At 53.5% G+C, this 14,968-nt stretch carries 17 protein-coding genes, 4 tRNA genes and 1 other RNA gene; 15 read left to right on the top strand and 7 right to left on the bottom strand.

Annotated features, from left to right (window positions below):
* Positions 1–102: 102 nt before the first annotated feature.
* From csrA to luxS, 10 genes are all read left to right on the top strand, one after another.
* Complete coding sequence (gene csrA / locus D4100_RS23215) at positions 103–288, top strand: carbon storage regulator CsrA (RefSeq protein ID WP_004950328.1); 186 nt, start codon at positions 103–105, stop codon at positions 286–288.
* A gap of 310 nt (positions 289–598) precedes the next feature.
* Positions 599–691, top strand: a tRNA-Ser gene (locus D4100_RS23205).
* Between the two features lie 3 nt (positions 692–694).
* A tRNA-Arg gene (locus tag D4100_RS23200) sits at positions 695–771 on the top strand.
* A 61-nt stretch (positions 772–832) separates the two neighbouring features.
* Positions 833–909 (top strand) — tRNA-Arg (locus D4100_RS23195).
* Between the two features lie 51 nt (positions 910–960).
* Positions 961–1,037, top strand: a tRNA-Arg gene (locus D4100_RS23190).
* Between the two features lie 28 nt (positions 1,038–1,065).
* Positions 1,066–1,188: non-coding RNA, RtT sRNA (locus D4100_RS23185), on the top strand.
* A gap of 175 nt (positions 1,189–1,363) precedes the next feature.
* Positions 1,364–1,930 (top strand): fructose-1-phosphate/6-phosphogluconate phosphatase, encoded by a 567-nt coding sequence (gene yqaB, locus D4100_RS23180; protein ID WP_065505883.1) that lies wholly within the window; start codon positions 1,364–1,366, stop codon positions 1,928–1,930.
* On the top strand, positions 1,927–2,355 hold the full coding sequence (locus D4100_RS23175; RefSeq protein WP_065505884.1) for a YqaA family protein: 429 nt from the start codon (positions 1,927–1,929) through the stop codon (positions 2,353–2,355). The genes yqaB and D4100_RS23175 overlap by 4 nt, the downstream gene beginning before the upstream one ends.
* A gap of 82 nt (positions 2,356–2,437) precedes the next feature.
* On the top strand, positions 2,438–4,000 hold the full coding sequence (gshA, locus tag D4100_RS23170; RefSeq protein WP_065505885.1) for a glutamate--cysteine ligase: 1,563 nt from the start codon (positions 2,438–2,440) through the stop codon (positions 3,998–4,000).
* Between the two features lie 166 nt (positions 4,001–4,166).
* A complete protein-coding gene (gene luxS, locus D4100_RS23165) occupies positions 4,167–4,682 on the top strand; it encodes an S-ribosylhomocysteine lyase (protein ID WP_065505886.1) in 516 nt (171 codons plus the stop codon).
* Positions 4,683–4,749: 67 nt separating this feature from the next.
* On the opposite strand, the gene D4100_RS23160 is transcribed toward luxS, so the two are convergent.
* Positions 4,750–6,039, bottom strand: coding sequence for an HlyC/CorC family transporter (locus D4100_RS23160; protein ID WP_065505887.1), 1,290 nt, complete (start codon positions 6,037–6,039; stop codon positions 4,750–4,752).
* 41 nt (positions 6,040–6,080) lie between these two features.
* Positions 6,081–6,872 carry a cytochrome C assembly family protein gene (locus tag D4100_RS23155; RefSeq protein ID WP_065505888.1) on the bottom strand — a complete coding sequence of 264 codons (792 nt, stop codon included), beginning with the start codon at positions 6,870–6,872 and terminating at the stop codon, positions 6,081–6,083.
* A 169-nt stretch (positions 6,873–7,041) separates the two neighbouring features.
* On the opposite strand from D4100_RS23155, the gene ffh reads away from it, so the two are divergent.
* From ffh to rplS, 5 genes are all read left to right on the top strand, one after another.
* Positions 7,042–8,403, top strand: a complete 1,362-nt coding sequence (gene ffh / locus D4100_RS23150) for a signal recognition particle protein (RefSeq protein ID WP_062790301.1) — start codon at positions 7,042–7,044, stop codon at positions 8,401–8,403.
* Positions 8,404–8,619: 216 nt separating this feature from the next.
* A complete protein-coding gene (gene rpsP, locus D4100_RS23145) occupies positions 8,620–8,868 on the top strand; it encodes a 30S ribosomal protein S16 (RefSeq protein WP_004932501.1) in 249 nt (82 codons plus the stop codon).
* Between the two features lie 18 nt (positions 8,869–8,886).
* Positions 8,887–9,435, top strand: a complete 549-nt coding sequence (gene rimM / locus D4100_RS23140) for a ribosome maturation factor RimM (protein WP_065505889.1) — start codon at positions 8,887–8,889, stop codon at positions 9,433–9,435.
* A 52-nt stretch (positions 9,436–9,487) separates the two neighbouring features.
* Positions 9,488–10,255, top strand: coding sequence for a tRNA (guanosine(37)-N1)-methyltransferase TrmD (gene trmD, locus D4100_RS23135; protein ID WP_119805351.1), 768 nt, complete (start codon positions 9,488–9,490; stop codon positions 10,253–10,255).
* Between the two features lie 54 nt (positions 10,256–10,309).
* On the top strand, positions 10,310–10,666 hold the full coding sequence (gene rplS, locus D4100_RS23130) for a 50S ribosomal protein L19 (protein ID WP_004950372.1): 357 nt from the start codon (positions 10,310–10,312) through the stop codon (positions 10,664–10,666).
* 165 nt (positions 10,667–10,831) lie between these two features.
* Here the strand turns inward: rplS and D4100_RS23125 are convergent, their stop codons facing one another.
* From D4100_RS23125 to D4100_RS23105, 5 genes are all read right to left on the bottom strand, one after another.
* Positions 10,832–11,050: a DNA-binding transcriptional regulator gene (locus D4100_RS23125; protein ID WP_065505891.1), complete on the bottom strand. Its 219-nt coding sequence runs from the start codon at positions 11,048–11,050 to the stop codon at positions 10,832–10,834.
* Positions 11,051–11,139: 89 nt separating this feature from the next.
* A complete protein-coding gene (locus tag D4100_RS23120; RefSeq protein WP_065505892.1) occupies positions 11,140–12,294 on the bottom strand; it encodes a contractile injection system protein, VgrG/Pvc8 family in 1,155 nt (384 codons plus the stop codon).
* Positions 12,291–12,752 (bottom strand): phage tail protein, encoded by a 462-nt coding sequence (locus D4100_RS23115; RefSeq protein ID WP_065505893.1) that lies wholly within the window; start codon positions 12,750–12,752, stop codon positions 12,291–12,293. Before D4100_RS23115 ends, D4100_RS23120 begins: the two co-directional genes overlap by 4 nt.
* 12 nt (positions 12,753–12,764) lie before the next feature.
* Positions 12,765–14,822, bottom strand: a complete 2,058-nt coding sequence (locus D4100_RS23110) for a phage tail tape measure protein (protein ID WP_119805350.1) — start codon at positions 14,820–14,822, stop codon at positions 12,765–12,767.
* On the bottom strand, positions 14,815–14,949 hold the full coding sequence (locus tag D4100_RS23105; protein WP_013811556.1) for a GpE family phage tail protein: 135 nt from the start codon (positions 14,947–14,949) through the stop codon (positions 14,815–14,817). The genes D4100_RS23110 and D4100_RS23105 overlap by 8 nt, the downstream gene beginning before the upstream one ends.
* Between the last annotated feature and the right edge of the window lie 19 nt (positions 14,950–14,968).

Here is a 14,968-nt window from a genome sequence, read left to right as displayed (position 1 = left end):
ACACTTATTGTGGGTTACATGGCTTACGTTTTCGCAGCATATGATGGATAATGACGGGGAAACTGAGAGACCCGACTCTTTTAATCTTTCAAGGAGCAAAGAATGTTAATTCTGACTCGTCGAGTTGGTGAAACCCTCATGATTGGCGATGAGGTCACGGTCACAGTATTAGGGGTCAAGGGCAACCAGGTTCGTATTGGTGTGAATGCCCCTAAAGAGGTGTCAGTGCACCGCGAAGAAATCTATCAGCGCATTCAGGCAGAGAAGTCTCAACAGACGACCTTCTGATTTCGAAGCAGCGTCTCGTTGCTTAGCGAGACGCTACTGAGCTTTTTTGTGCCCATCATTATCCTTTCCGCTTTCCTCCTTACTCATTTCTTGTTTGAAGCCATTCACTTTGTTTGCGGTTTTACTGGAGTTGCCTGTTGATAAAACACTCTTTTTGCCGCGAAATCGCCCATGTTGAGCGTGAATTGTGCAAATGCGCGTGAGTTGGGAAAAATTGTTTGACTTAAAAGTCGGAGAAAGTAATATGTGCGCCACGCAGTGCCGATGAGCTTCTCCAAAGCAAGTTAGGCACAATTCGAAAGAAGCGTATGGTGAGGTGGCCGAGAGGCTGAAGGCGCTCCCCTGCTAAGGGAGTATGCGGTCAAAAGCTGCATCCGGGGTTCGAATCCCCGCCTCACCGCCATTTGCATCCATAGCTCAGCTGGATAGAGTACTCGGCTACGAACCGAGCGGTCGGAGGTTCGAATCCTCCTGGATGCACCATATTTTGCAGTATGGTGGGGTAGTAACAACGTACCATACGGTATCAAAAAAGAATTCCTGTGCATCCATAGCTCAGCTGGATAGAGTACTCGGCTACGAACCGAGCGGTCGGAGGTTCGAATCCTCCTGGATGCACCATTCTTTCTGTCAAACTTGTTTCTTCAAGCAGACAAACCAAAAAACAGTAATGCATCCATAGCTCAGCTGGATAGAGTACTCGGCTACGAACCGAGCGGTCGGAGGTTCGAATCCTCCTGGATGCACCATCTAAGAAAAACCCGCTTCGGCGGGTTTTTCGCTTTTCCGACCGCGAGGAGAGCGGTTGGAGGTTCGAGCCGAGCGAAGCGAGACAACGTTGCTTCAGCAACGGCCCATAGGGCGAAGCGTTTACGCTGAGTAATCCTCCTGGATGCACCATCTAAGAAAAACCCGCTTCGGCGGGTTTTTCGCTTTCCGGTCTTGGGAAAATACTTTCCGCACTACTCTTCTTACCGGGCTTTTCTCAGAGCACATTCCGCCATTACGCGATCAGCGACAACCTTCCGGCTTTACGCTAAAGTAGTTTTCTTTCCTCAACGATCATGGAGTAACGATGTACGACCGCTATCAGGGTCTGATCTTCGACATGGACGGCACTATTCTTGATACCGAGCCGACGCACCGCAAAGCGTGGCACGAGGTGCTGGCCCGTTACGGTATGACGTTTGATGAAGCGGCCATGGTGGCGTTGAACGGCTCTCCGAGCTGGCGTATTGCCCAGTCGATTATTACCCGCCATCAGGCCGATCTCGATCCCCATCAACTGGCTGCGGAGAAAACCCGCGCGGTGGAAACGATGCTGTTGGATACCGTGCGGCCCCTGCCGCTGATTGAGGTGGTCAAAGCCTATCAAGGTCGCCGCCCGATGGCGGTAGGTACTGGCAGTGAACATCGCATGGCGGAGTCTTTGTTGCGCCATTTGGGTCTGTTCCACTGTTTTGATGCGATCGTGGGTGCCGATGACGTACTGCGGCACAAGCCTGAACCCGATACTTTCCTGCGATGTGCCGAGCTGATTGGCGTGCCGCCGGAAAAATGCGTGGTATTTGAAGACGCAGATTTCGGTATTCAGGCGGCGAAAAGCGCCAATATGGCTGTCGTAGATGTCCGCACGCTTTGAGTAGTACGCTGGCGGTCATGTCGCTATTCGGCAGCAGCTTCCTCAGTGCGACGCTGTTGCCGGGAAATTCAGAGATTGTTTTGGTCGCCTTGCTGACTAACAGCCGCGTCTCACCGGAGTTACTGGTGTTGGCCGCGACGTTGGGGAATACGCTCGGCGGGGTGACCAATGTCATTATCGGGCGCTTGTTACCGGCGTTGAAACCGCAGCGGGGGCTGGAGACAGCGCTCGGGTGGATGCAACGCTTCGGCCCGGCTGCGCTGTTGCTCAGCTGGGTGCCGGTAGTGGGCGATTTGTTGTGCGTGTTGGCAGGTTGGCTGCGCATGCCCTGGGGCCCTGTAGCGCTGTTTCTGTGTATCGGAAAGGCGCTGCGTTACATCATTTTGACTATGATAACGTTACAGGGAATGGCCTGGTGGCATTAACGAAGTGAATATAACTCAATATTCACTCGGGTGCAGATTCAGTATGCTTACGAGTTATTGTTTTTAGAAGCGGGAGGTCAATTTGATCCCGGACGTATCACAGGCGCTTTCTTGGTTGGAAGCCCATCCCCATGCATTAAAAGGTATTCGTCGCGGCATCGAGCGTGAAACGCTGCGTGTCACCGCGGACGGAAAACTGGCGACAACCGGACATCCGGAGAAGTTGGGGGCGGCATTAACGCACCACTGGATTACCACAGACTTTGCCGAGGCGCTGTTAGAGTTTATTACGCCGGTTGACGATAACCTCGATCACCTGCTGACGTTCCTGCGTGATATCCACCGTCACGTGGCGCGTAATCTGGGTGATGAACGCATGTGGCCGCTCAGCATGCCGTGCTTTATTGAAGCCGAGCAGGACATTGAGCTGGCGCAGTTCGGTTCGTCGAATATTGGCCGCATGAAAACGCTGTACCGTGAAGGATTGAAAAATCGCTACGGTGCACTGATGCAGACCATTTCCGGCGTGCATTACAATTTCTCGCTGCCGTTGGAGTTCTGGCAGGCATGGGCCGGCGTTAAAGATGCAGAAAGCGGCAAAGAGCAGATTTCTGCGGGCTATTTCCGCTTGATCCGCAATTACTACCGTTTTGGCTGGGTGATCCCGTATTTGTTCGGCGCGTCACCGGCGATCTGTTCCTCGTTCCTGAAAGGGCGTGAAACCGCATTGCCGTTCGAGCGTACCGAGCAGGGTATGTGCTATCTGCCGTATGCCACTTCGCTGCGGTTGAGTGACCTGGGCTACACCAATAAATCTCAGAGCAATCTGGGCATTACCTTCAACGATCTGCAGAGTTATGTCGCCGGTCTGAAGCGGGCGATTGTCACGCCTTCCGAAGAGTTCGCCGAATTGGGTGTAAAGGACGGCGATCGTTACCTGCAATTGAACAGTAACGTGCTGCAGATTGAAAATGAACTGTATGCGCCGATCCGGCCGAAGCGTGTGACCAAAAGCGGTGAGACGCCATCAGATGCGCTGCTGCGCGGTGGTATCGAATACATCGAAGTTCGTTCGCTGGACATCAACCCGTTCTCGCCAATCGGCGTGGATGCGGTGCAGGCGCGTTTCCTGGACCTCTTCCTGGTGTGGTGTGTGCTGGCCGATGCGCCAGAGATGGACAGTGATGAACTGCTTTGCACGCGCAAGAACTGGAATCGTGTGATCCTCGAAGGACGCAAGCCTGGCCAGACCATCGGCATGGGCTGTGATGACAGCCGTAAGCCTTTGGAGAAAGTCGGTAAGGCGTTGTTTGACGATCTGCGACGCGTAGCGGAGGTGCTGGATAGCGAAGCCGGCGATCGGCAGTACCAGCAAGTTTGCGATGAGCTGGTTGCGGCGTTTGACGATCCGGAGCTGACGTTTTCTGCTCGTATCCTGAAAGCGATGAAGGAAGAGGGAACCGGCCGCGTGGGTCTGCAATTGGCTGAAAAGTACCGTCAGATGCTGATGGAGGAACCGTTGGAAATTCTGACCGAAGCCGATCTGGCGAAGGAACAGGAAGCCTCATGGCAGCGCCAACGCAACATAGAAGCCGGCGATACGCTAAGCTTTGAAGAGTTCCTGAAGCAACACGGCGGGGGCTGAAAAAGAAAAAGGCCACATCAATGTGGCCAAATATGCATCTCTGATGACAGGGATGATGATAACAAATGCGCGTCTTTCACATACTCAGACTCGCTGGGTTGGAAAAGGTTTCCTGGTTAGTTAAAAAAGTTTCGAAATAAATACTCTTTTACGAGGAGGTAACGAAATGCCACTGCTGGATAGCTTCACCGTAGACCATACCCGCATGGCAGCCCCGGCTGTCCGCGTTGCGAAAACCATGAAAACTCCTCATGGCGATACCATCACCGTGTTCGATCTGCGCTTCTGTCGGCCGAACCTGGAAGTGATGCCAGAACGCGGCATTCATACGCTGGAACACCTGTTTGCCGGCTTTATGCGCGATCATCTGAATGGTCAGGGCGTTGAGATTATCGATATCTCCCCGATGGGATGCCGCACGGGTTTCTATATGAGCCTGATTGGCGTGCCGGAAGAGCAGCGCGTTGCCGATGCGTGGAAAGCGGCGATGGCCGACGTGCTGAAAGTGACTGATCAGCGTAAAATTCCTGAGCTGAACGAGTTCCAGTGTGGCACCTATCACATGCACTCTTTGGAAGAAGCGCAGGAAATCGCCAAGCACATTCTCGACCACGACGTGGTAGTAAACCACAACGAAGAGCTGGCGCTGCCGGAAGAAAAGCTGCAGGAACTGCACATCTAGTTTGCCGCCTGGCTACAGCAATAAAAAAAGACGCGATGTTCGCGTCTTTTCTCTTTCTGGCGGGCAATCAGCGTTGTTGAACGCTGGATTGCAGCGACTTTATCGGCGTGACCCGCACCTGTTTGATCATGTTGTCCTGCACGTCGAGAATATCGACGTCGTAGTGACTAACGCGTACCCGGGTACCGATCTCGGGGATCTCTTCCAGCTCTTCCAGCAGCATGCCGTTAATGGTGCGCGCTTCGGTGGCCGGCAGCGTCCAGTTGAACGCCTTGTTTAACTCGCGCACGTTGGCAGTACCGTCTATCAATACGGAGCCGTCGCTCTGTGGATTAACTTCCTCCGCCAGCGTGGGTGACATGGAGGTCGTGAAATCGCCTACGATCTCCTCCAGAATATCCTCCACCGTTACCAGCCCCTGAATATCACCGTATTCGTCCACCACGATGCCGACTTTCTCTTTATTCCGCTGGAATTTCACCAGTTGAACATTGAGCGGCGTGCCTTCAGGCACGTAGTAAATTTCGTCAGCGGCGCGCAGCAGGTTCTCTTTGTTAAACTCTTTTTTCTCGGTCATCAGGCGGTAAGCTTCACGCACCCGCAGCATGCCGATGGCGTCATCCAACGAGCTGCGATACAGCACGATGCGGCCGTGCGGCGAGTGGGTAAGCTGGCGCATGATCGACTTCCAGTCGTCACTGACGTCGATGCCGACGATTTCGTTGCGCGGCACCATAATGTCATCGACCGTCACCTTTTCCAGATCCAGCACCGAGATCAGCATGTCCTGATTGCGGCGGGAAATCTGCGAGTGGGATTCGTTGACGATGGTACGCAGCTCATCCTTGCTCACCGCATCGCTGACGCGCACGTTGGTGCGGATACCGAACAGGCGCAATATCAGCGTGGTGATACCGTTGAGCAGCCACACCAGCGGGAACATCACCTTCTGCAGCGGCGCCAGTAAAAAGCTGCTGGGGAAGGCGATGCGCTCCGGATACAGCGCTGCGAAGGTTTTGGGCAACACTTCGGCAAACAACAGCACGGCGAGCGTCAATATGCCGGTGGCGATGGCTACGCCGAGGTCGCCATACAGTCGCATGCCGACGATGGTTCCCAGCGCCGAAGCGAGAATGTTTACCAGGTTATTGCCGATTAACACCAGACCAATCAGGCGATCCGGTTTTTGCAGCAGTTTCTCGACCCGGCGCGCAGAGCGGTTACCCTGCTTGGAGAGATGACGGAGACGATAGCGGTTGAGCGTCATCATGCCGGTTTCGGATGCTGAGAAGTAAGCGGAGACCACAATCATGATCACCAGGATAATGATCAGGGTCCCTGTCGAAACGTGCTCCAACGCGGTATTCCTTATATAGGGAAAAAGATGGCCTGAGGCGGTTAGCGCACCATGACTTGTTGAATCAGACGGCTACCGAAGTAGGCCAGCGTCAGCAAAAAGGCGCCGGCAAAGCTGAACCAAACGACGCGGCGGCCGCGCCAACCTTCATGATAATGGCCCCACAGCAGAACGATGTACACAAACCAGGCCATGATGGACAGCACGGCTTTGTGCACGTTCTCTTTGCTGAACAGGTTATCCATATAAAGCAGGCCGGTGCACAGGGTGAGCGTGAGCAACACTACGCCGATCTGGGTGATGTGGAACATTTTGCGTTCGATGCTCATCAAGGGCGGCATGTCAGCGCTGAAGGACAGCTTTTTGTTTTTTAGCAGGTAGTCCAGCCAGGCCAGTTGCAGCGCATACAATGCGGCAATAATCAGCGTAGCATAGGAGAACAGAGCCAGGCCGATATGCACCATCAGCTCCGGGCTGGCCTCCAGATGAGTGATGAACTCGCCCGGCATAAAGCTGGCGAAGGCCAGATTGATCATCGCAAAGCTGTAAACTATGGGCAGCAGGAACCAGCCGCGATTGCGCGAAGCGACAAAGGTCATGATCGAACAAATGATCAGGCTGACGATAGAACCGATGTTCAGCAGGCTGAGGTTTTGCCCGGTGTTGACGTCAAAGATGCGCTGCTGCAGTGCGATGGCATGGCAAATTAGCGCCACCACCGCCGAGACGATAGCAAGCCGACGGTATGCGCTGTTCTTCCGCAACAAGCTGGGAATAATCAGTCCAAGGCTGAGCAGGTAGGCGATCAAAGCCACAATGGAGAAAACTGGCATAGCGTTTAATTTTGCTTCGGCATGGTTAATTGGATTGCCAGTATAGCGTTGAGCGCGTCCCACTCCAACCGATCTCCAACGCTGAGGCAGAGATCCTGTGCGCTTCGTGTTATCATCGCCGCAATTGTGTCGCCAAAGCGGCCTGTCATTACACGTTGAGCATGAGACGATGTTTGAAAATTTAACCGATCGATTGTCGCGCACACTGCGCAATATCAGCGGCCGTGGGCGGCTGACCGAAGAGAATATCAAGGATACCCTGCGTGAAGTGCGCATGGCGTTGCTGGAAGCGGACGTTGCGCTGCCGGTGGTGCGCGACTTTATCAACCGCGTCAAAGAGAGCGCTGTGGGGCATGAGGTCAATAAAAGCCTGACGCCGGGGCAAGAATTCGTCAAGATCGTCAAGAGCGAGCTGATTGCCGCGATGGGCGAAGTGAATACCGAGCTGAACCTGGCTGCGCAACCGCCGGCCGTGGTGCTGATGGCGGGCCTGCAGGGTGCCGGTAAAACCACCAGCGTCGCCAAGCTCGGCAAATTCCTGAAAGAAAAACAGAAGAAAAAAGTGTTGGTGGTTTCTGCGGACGTTTACCGTCCGGCGGCGATCAGGCAGTTGGAGACGTTGGCGGAAGGTGTCGGCATCGATTTCTTCCCGTCGGATGTCAAAGAAAAGCCGATCGACATCGTTAACCGCGCATTGCAGCAGGCCAAGCTGAAATTCTACGACGTGCTGATCGTCGATACCGCCGGCCGTTTGCACGTAGACGAAGCGATGATGGACGAAATCAAACAGGTGCATGCGGCGATCAAGCCGGTGGAAACCCTGTTTGTGGTCGATGCCATGACCGGTCAGGACGCCGCCAATACGGCCAAGGCCTTTAACGAAGCGCTGCCGCTGACCGGCGTGGTGCTGACCAAGGTCGACGGCGACGCGCGTGGCGGTGCTGCGCTGTCGATCCGCCACATTACCGGCAAACCCATCAAGTTCCTCGGTGTGGGTGAGAAGACCGACGCGCTGGAGCCATTCCATCCGGACCGCGTGGCGTCACGTATTCTCGGCATGGGCGACGTACTGTCGCTGATCGAAGATATCGAAAGCAAAGTTGATCGCGAACAAGCGGAAAAACTGGCTAACAAGCTGAAGAAGGGCGACGGTTTCGATCTGACCGACTTCCTGGAGCAGTTGAAGCAGATGCGTAACATGGGCGGCATGGCCAACATGCTGAGCAAACTGCCCGGTGCCGGCCAACTGCCGGACAATGTGAAATCGCAGATGGACGATAAAGTGCTGGTGCGCATGGAGGCGATCATCAACTCGATGACGTTGAAAGAGCGCGCCAAGCCGGAAATCATCAAAGGTTCGCGTAAACGCCGCATCGCGATGGGTTCCGGCATGCAGGTGCAGGACGTCAACCGCTTGCTGAAGCAGTTCGACGAGATGCAACGCATGATGAAAAAGATGAAGAAAGGCGGAATGGCGAAGATGATGCGCGGCATGAAAGGTATGATGCCGCCTGGCTTCCCAGGCCGCTGACAGGCGCTTGCCCTCTGGGGTGAGCCTGTTTAAGCATTTGCCGTTCGCGGCAAAAACCGCCCGAAATATTGCTGGCCGCAAAAAGTTGTTGACGGTGATCTACGCTTTAGATTGCTTTTTGCGCCAAAATGAGTAAAATTTTCGGGCTTTTTATATTGCAACCGGGCCCCGTTCCCTCAATGGGGCCCGGCTGTTTTATTAACTAAAGAGGATGTTATGGTAACAATTCGTTTGGCACGTGGCGGCGCTAAAAAGCGTCCGTTCTATCAAGTAGTAGTGACCGACAGCCGCAATGCTCGTGATGGTCGCTTCATCGAGCGCGTAGGCTTCTTCAACCCGATCGCATCTGGTCAGGCTGAAGCACTGCGTCTGGACCTGGACCGCATCGAACATTGGGTCGGCCTGGGTGCAACCGTTTCTGATCGCGTTCACGCGCTGATCAAAGACGCTAAGAAAGCAGCTTAATCTGTCGCGGTGGTGGCAATGAGCAAGCAACTCAAACCGGTAGCACCGATCGCGCCGATTGTACTCGGTAAAATGGGGTCTACTTACGGCATCCGTGGTTGGCTCAGAATATTTTCATCCACCGAGAACGCCGAAAGCATTTTTGACTATCAGCCGTGGTTTATCCAGCAGGCGGGTCAATGGCAGCTTGTCGAGTTGGAAGACTGGAAGCGCCACAGTCAGGACCTGATCATCAAAGTCAAAGGCATTGACGATCGGGATGCTGCGAATCTACTGACCAATCGTGAGATTATCGTGGATTCGGAACAACTTCCCGAGCTGGAAGGTGATGATTACTACTGGAAAGACCTTATGGGCTGCCAGGTAGTCACTACCACCGGCTACGAACTGGGTAAAGTCGTCGATATGATGGAAACCGGTTCGAACGACGTGATGGTTGTGAAGGCTAACCTGAAGGATGCGTTCGGCATGAAGGAGCGGTTGGTCCCGTTTCTTCATGGGCAGGTTATCAAGAAAGTCGATCTCACTGCTCGCGTGATTGAAGCAGATTGGGATCCTGGTTTTTGACCTCCGAATTAAACGGTCGAAGCAAGTGGAATAACGGAATGGGGATTGGCTTGTGTTCATTGGTATTGTAAGCCTGTTTCCTGAGATGTTCCGCGCGATCACCGATTATGGGGTGACTGGCCGGGCAGTAAAAAATGGCCTGCTGAGCGTGCAGTGTTGGAGTCCGCGTGACTTCACCTACGACCGGCATCGTACCGTGGACGATCGCCCTTATGGCGGCGGCCCGGGAATGCTGATGATGGTGCAGCCCTTGCGGGAAGCCATTCATGCAGCAAAAGCAGCGGCAGGCGAGGGAGCAAAGGTGATTTATCTGTCACCTCAGGGGCGCAAGCTGGATCAAACCGGCGTGTGCGAACTGGCGGCCAACCCGAAGATGATTCTGGTTTGTGGCCGTTATGAAGGGATAGACGAGCGCGTAATCCAAACCGAAATTGATGAAGAATGGTCAATCGGCGATTACGTTCTCAGCGGCGGCGAACTGCCGGCAATGACCCTGATCGATTCTGTCGCCCGTTTTATACCGGGTGTACTGGGCCATCAGGCTTCAGCAGAAGAGGATTCTTTTGTCGATGGATTGCTGGACTGCCCGCACTATACCCGTCCTGAGGTGTTGGAAGGGATGGAGGTTCCGTCGGTTTTACTGTCGGGCAACCATGCCGAGATACGTCGCTGGCGCTTAAAGCAGTCGCTGGGCCGTACCTGGCTTAGAAGACCTGAACTTCTGGAAAGCCTAGCTCTGACTGACGAGCAAGCGGTGTTGCTGGCTGAGTTCCAACGGGAACATCAGGCCAAGCAGCAGGACTATGAAGGGAACGTCTGAGCATCTGGCTCGACGGGACCGATATATCAGTTTACCTAGGGTAAGAGACATATTATGAGCAACATTATTAAGCAAATTGAACAAGAGCAGATGAAGCAAGACGTACCTGCATTCCGTCCGGGTGATTCCGTGGAAGTTAAGGTATGGGTCGTTGAAGGTAGCAAAAAACGTCTGCAGGCATTCGAGGGCGTGGTTATCGCTATCCGTAACCGCGGTCTGCACTCTGCATTCACTGTTCGTAAGATTTCCAACGGCGAAGGTGTTGAGCGTGTATTCCAGACTCACTCCCCAGTAATCGACAGCATTACTGTTAAACGTCGTGGTGCCGTTCGTAAAGCCAAACTGTACTATCTGCGTGAGCGTACTGGTAAGTCTGCTCGTATCAAAGAGCGTCTGAACCGCGTAGGCTAACGCTGCATCCGAAAGTTAATAGCTATGAAGGGGTTGGCAATATGCCAACCCCTTTTTTTATGCTTATTGTTTTTTTGAGTTGTATATGCAAGATTTTGTTTCGTAAATACGATATTCAAGTTGTATTTGGAAGGCATAAAAAAGCCTGCTGTAGCAGGCTATGTATTAGAGTGCGGTAGCGCGCTGTTTGCCTTTCTCCGGGTGCGGCTGAGCCGGGATGATATCACCGGGCTTTACGATCACCCGCGCGACGGACTCATGCGTGGCAAAGGTACAGCTGCAGTTAATGTTCTGGCATTGATGATAGCGCTCCTTGGTCGACTCGCTCAGGTAGCGGCTGGAGCGAGTGTGGGCCACGTTACCGCATAGTGGACAGTGCATCATAGTTGAATCCCCCTTTCGACTGCATCAAGTTATGTGACTTATAATAGCCCATTAACTTGCAAAAGCAAGTTAATGTGATGAAAGAGAGGTCAGGTTTCTTTAGTGGCGATATCGATACCCTCAATGTAGACATTGAGCTCCAGATTGCTGAAGAAGCCACCGTTGCTTAAAGTGTGACTGACCTTATTGACCACCCAGAGCTGTTGGTCGATAGCCTCTTTGAAACCGTAAACTTTGATGGGCGTCTCCGGGAACAGATCGGGCTGGCCGGTAGCCAGAGTGATACTGAAGGTGGCGATCCCCCTTTGCAGTTGTTCGAACAACGATTTTGCCGCCCGCATAGCGGTTTCTTTATCACGGAAGATCTTGGCAATGTGATAGACCTGTTTTTCCTTGCCGACCATATAGCTGCCGCTTTGTTGCTGTTCGGTTGTGGCATGGTTACTTGGCCTGGCAGCGGGATGCTGGGTGACACTGGCATTTTCCAAGCGATTTGTTCGCTCAATTTGTACGCTGCTATTTGCTTGTTCGGGTTGTTTGGTATTCAGCCAGCTGGCGCTGACACCGGTGTAACTGCCGCGATCTTTCAGCTCAAAGCGATGGCTGTCTCCATCGTTACGGATCAAGGTTTTAAACGGGTTTGGTTCACCCCGCGGGTTGCGGCCGTATCCGGGGCGGATAAACTGCAGGCGTTGGTATTTGACGGTCACCCGGGCGCTGTTTGCCAGAGCCAGCCGAGAAAGGAACTGAACGTCAGTTTCATCCGTTTGGTCGACATGTGGGATTCGGGTTGCCGCCAGCTCATTGCTCAAATAGGGTTCGCGCAGCCCATTGCGGGCCGAGATTTGTTGCACGATTTCGCCAAAGGTTGCATCTGAATAGGACTGGGTGCGGGATTCGTTCAGTGAGCCGCGAAAATCGATGCTGCGTGCCGTGATCATGATCATGTCAGGGGCGCCTGAATGGACGATGGTATCGACGATGAATTTTCCTTGGCCAATCAGCGCCGAGTTCTCCCACCCCAGGAACAGTTCTAGAATGGCTCCCCTTCTGGGCAGGACCATCAGACCGTCGCTGTCGTCCAGGGAAATACTCAATTGATCTGCGCTCAGGCCGCCGTTATCCACCATATTCAGTGAAATCAGCCTGTTACGGATGTTGCTGGTAATATCTTTGTCAGCCAGCGTCAGGATGAAATCGGGAGCTGGCTTGGCTCCCATAGGTTGAAATACATCGGCGATCATAATGAAATCCCCGTCGCCTTTTGCGTTTTACTCAACAGATCTCCGGCTTGCTGACGTAGATCGCCGAACATGGCATACAGCGACTCATCCACACGCTTCAACGTAATGCTGAAGTTGATTTCGCGAGGCTGACCGTTGGCAAAAAACTGTTTGTTGTCCTGTGTGATTTTTTCGATCACAAACATGCCGTAAATAGTGCCGGTACCTTCGATAAGTGGCCAGGCCCGTCCTTGTTCTGCCATGGTTTGCAGAGCGAGCAACGACAGTCGACCGCCGGTCAGTTCAGGCAGCAATTGTCCGCTCAGGGTGATTGTTTCGGCGTCTACCCCCAGAAACTGAGCACTGGGCCGTTGGCCTACACGGCTCCCTGTCGGCCAACGATAGCTCAACTGACGGTTCATGCTTTGGTAGGGTAGGGTGCGTAACATAAATACGAACAACCCCAATGTTAGCATCATGAGTCTGGCTCCTTACGTAGGCGCATAAGCGCTGAGGTTTTGATTACGGCGGGTATTTTCGACGTCCATCATGGCGGTACGGACGATGTGCTCCATTTCCTCGCGCGTACTCCCCGCCGGTACGCTGATGGCGACGTTATTGGTCAGTACGCTGTGATCGGTAACGACAGGGCCACTCGTTGGGCGAACGGCTCGGTAGTTTTCGTTCCCCAGACTCAACACACCGCCGCTGGGAGAAAGGCTGCTGTCGTATTCTGCCGAGGTCGGATCCGCTTTTTCATTGCCAAACCAGCCAATGGCTTTATCGATAAACCCCCTTGCCTTACCTATTAAGCCGATTAATTGGTTAAGCGCATCGCCGGGCAACCTAAAGGCCCATAGCAGCCATTCACCCAGCTTCTTTCCGTAAGCAGCAGCGGTGTCCAGTTCTTCTTGCGTGCTTTTGATTGGTGTCAACAAGGCCTTGAACCAGTCGTATACTGGCCTTAACGTATCCATCACGCTGTTGAACGCGGCAATAACTGGAGAAAATGCATCGCTGATCGGCCCCATAGCCGCGCTGAAACTTTCTGCTATCCCCCCCATAAAGGCACTGATAGGCTCCCAATATTTATAAATTAAAGCGGCACCGCCGATAATGGCCGCCACTACGGCGACGATCGGCAGGCTGAGAGCGGCAAAGGCGCCGGCAATAACCGCACCAACGGAGGTAAATACGCTGCCCAGCAGGCCAGCACCGGCCATCAACATGTTGATGGCACTCAATGCCGGGACGATAAAGGTGCCAATAGTCGACAGGCCGCCAAGCAGTGCGGTAATGGCAATACCTACCGTCATTAAGCTGTTGGCCAATGCAGGATTTTCTGTCGACCATTGAGCGAGAGTGTTTAACCAGCCGGTCGCGGTCTGCGTCAGCTGACGCAGGGACGAGTCTTGGCCGGTAAACAGATCGATGCGGATACTGTCCCATGAGGTGAACAGCTTCTTGATATCGCCATCCAGATTGTCGCCCCTGACGGTGACGATAGCCTGAGCGGCACCCTCTACTTTCCCCAGGCTACGCCCCTGAGGTGCCAATTGCGCGGCGGTTTGCTCCAGCCCCATGCCGTTCTTTAGGGCTGCCGGAGCGGCGGCCTGCATTTTTTTATCGAGATCGGAAAGGCTCAACTGATAACTGCTGCTGGCCTTGGCCATCACATCAGCGATGTTTTCCGCCTGATCGGCAGGCAGCTGAAAAGCTTGCTGGATGCCCGACAGCGCTTTTACTGCCTCATCAATGCTGCTACCACTAGCCTTGGCCAGGTTCAGCGCGGCGGGAACGGCAGCCAGAACGTCTTGTGGGTTATAGCCTGCGCTCGCCAGAGCGGATTGAGCCTGAGTGACATCCTGTGCGGATTGCCCCTTGGCTGCCCTGCCAGTCGCCTGCTGACGCAGAGCGATCAGCCGTTGATCGCCGCTATCTAATCCCAGTTGCGCTTGTACTCCGGACATTTGTTGCTCAAACTTTATCCCTGGTGCCAGCAAATTTTTACCGGTGTCGAAGGCTTTGTTGGCCAGGCCAAATCCCTGAGAACTGACGTCGCGAATTTTTCCAATTCCATTCTGACGGGTTTGAAAATCATCAAGTACCTCAGAACGTCTTTGCTGACGCAGTTTTTGGCCGGTACCGCGATGATGGTTAATATAACCTTGAGTGACGTCTGGTTTTTTTTGGGCTTGTTGTTGGGCTCCGGCTAAATCCGCAGTATCTATTCCTTTTGCCTGTAGTTGTCGTTCAAGCCGGTTTTGTTGGAGTGAGGCGATGGCGCCACGGGCCTTTTGCACAACGTAATTCAGATTAACTTGTTGTGTTGTTTCGATATCCTCGGGCGAAGATATAAATTTTGGCAAAGCGTTACGGGTATTTTTAATCTCCTCGAATTTCTGGAATATATCCGCCTGGGCTTCTTTTATTTTCAGTAACTGGGTTAACTGAGAATAATTCGTCTGCTCTAACCTAAGCTGTTTGCTGAGGTTTCGGACGGCGGCGTCCTCTTTCGCCAACGCCTCTTTGCTGTCGGTATTACTCATCTGTATTTACTCCGCTGCGTTGCAGCGCCCTGTGGCGCCAGCCTATTAGCTCTGTCAGCGTCATGCCGCTCATCTCCGATGGCGGCCAATGAAAAATCACTGCGATGTCCGCCATCAGATCGTCCACGGTCAGAACGGGGTCGATG

Source organism: Serratia inhibens (assembly GCF_003591175.1).
Lineage (GTDB): Bacteria > Pseudomonadota > Gammaproteobacteria > Enterobacterales > Enterobacteriaceae > Serratia > Serratia inhibens.
The sequence above is the reverse complement of the archived record's forward strand: the minus strand, read 5'-3'. Positions and strand labels throughout refer to the sequence as shown.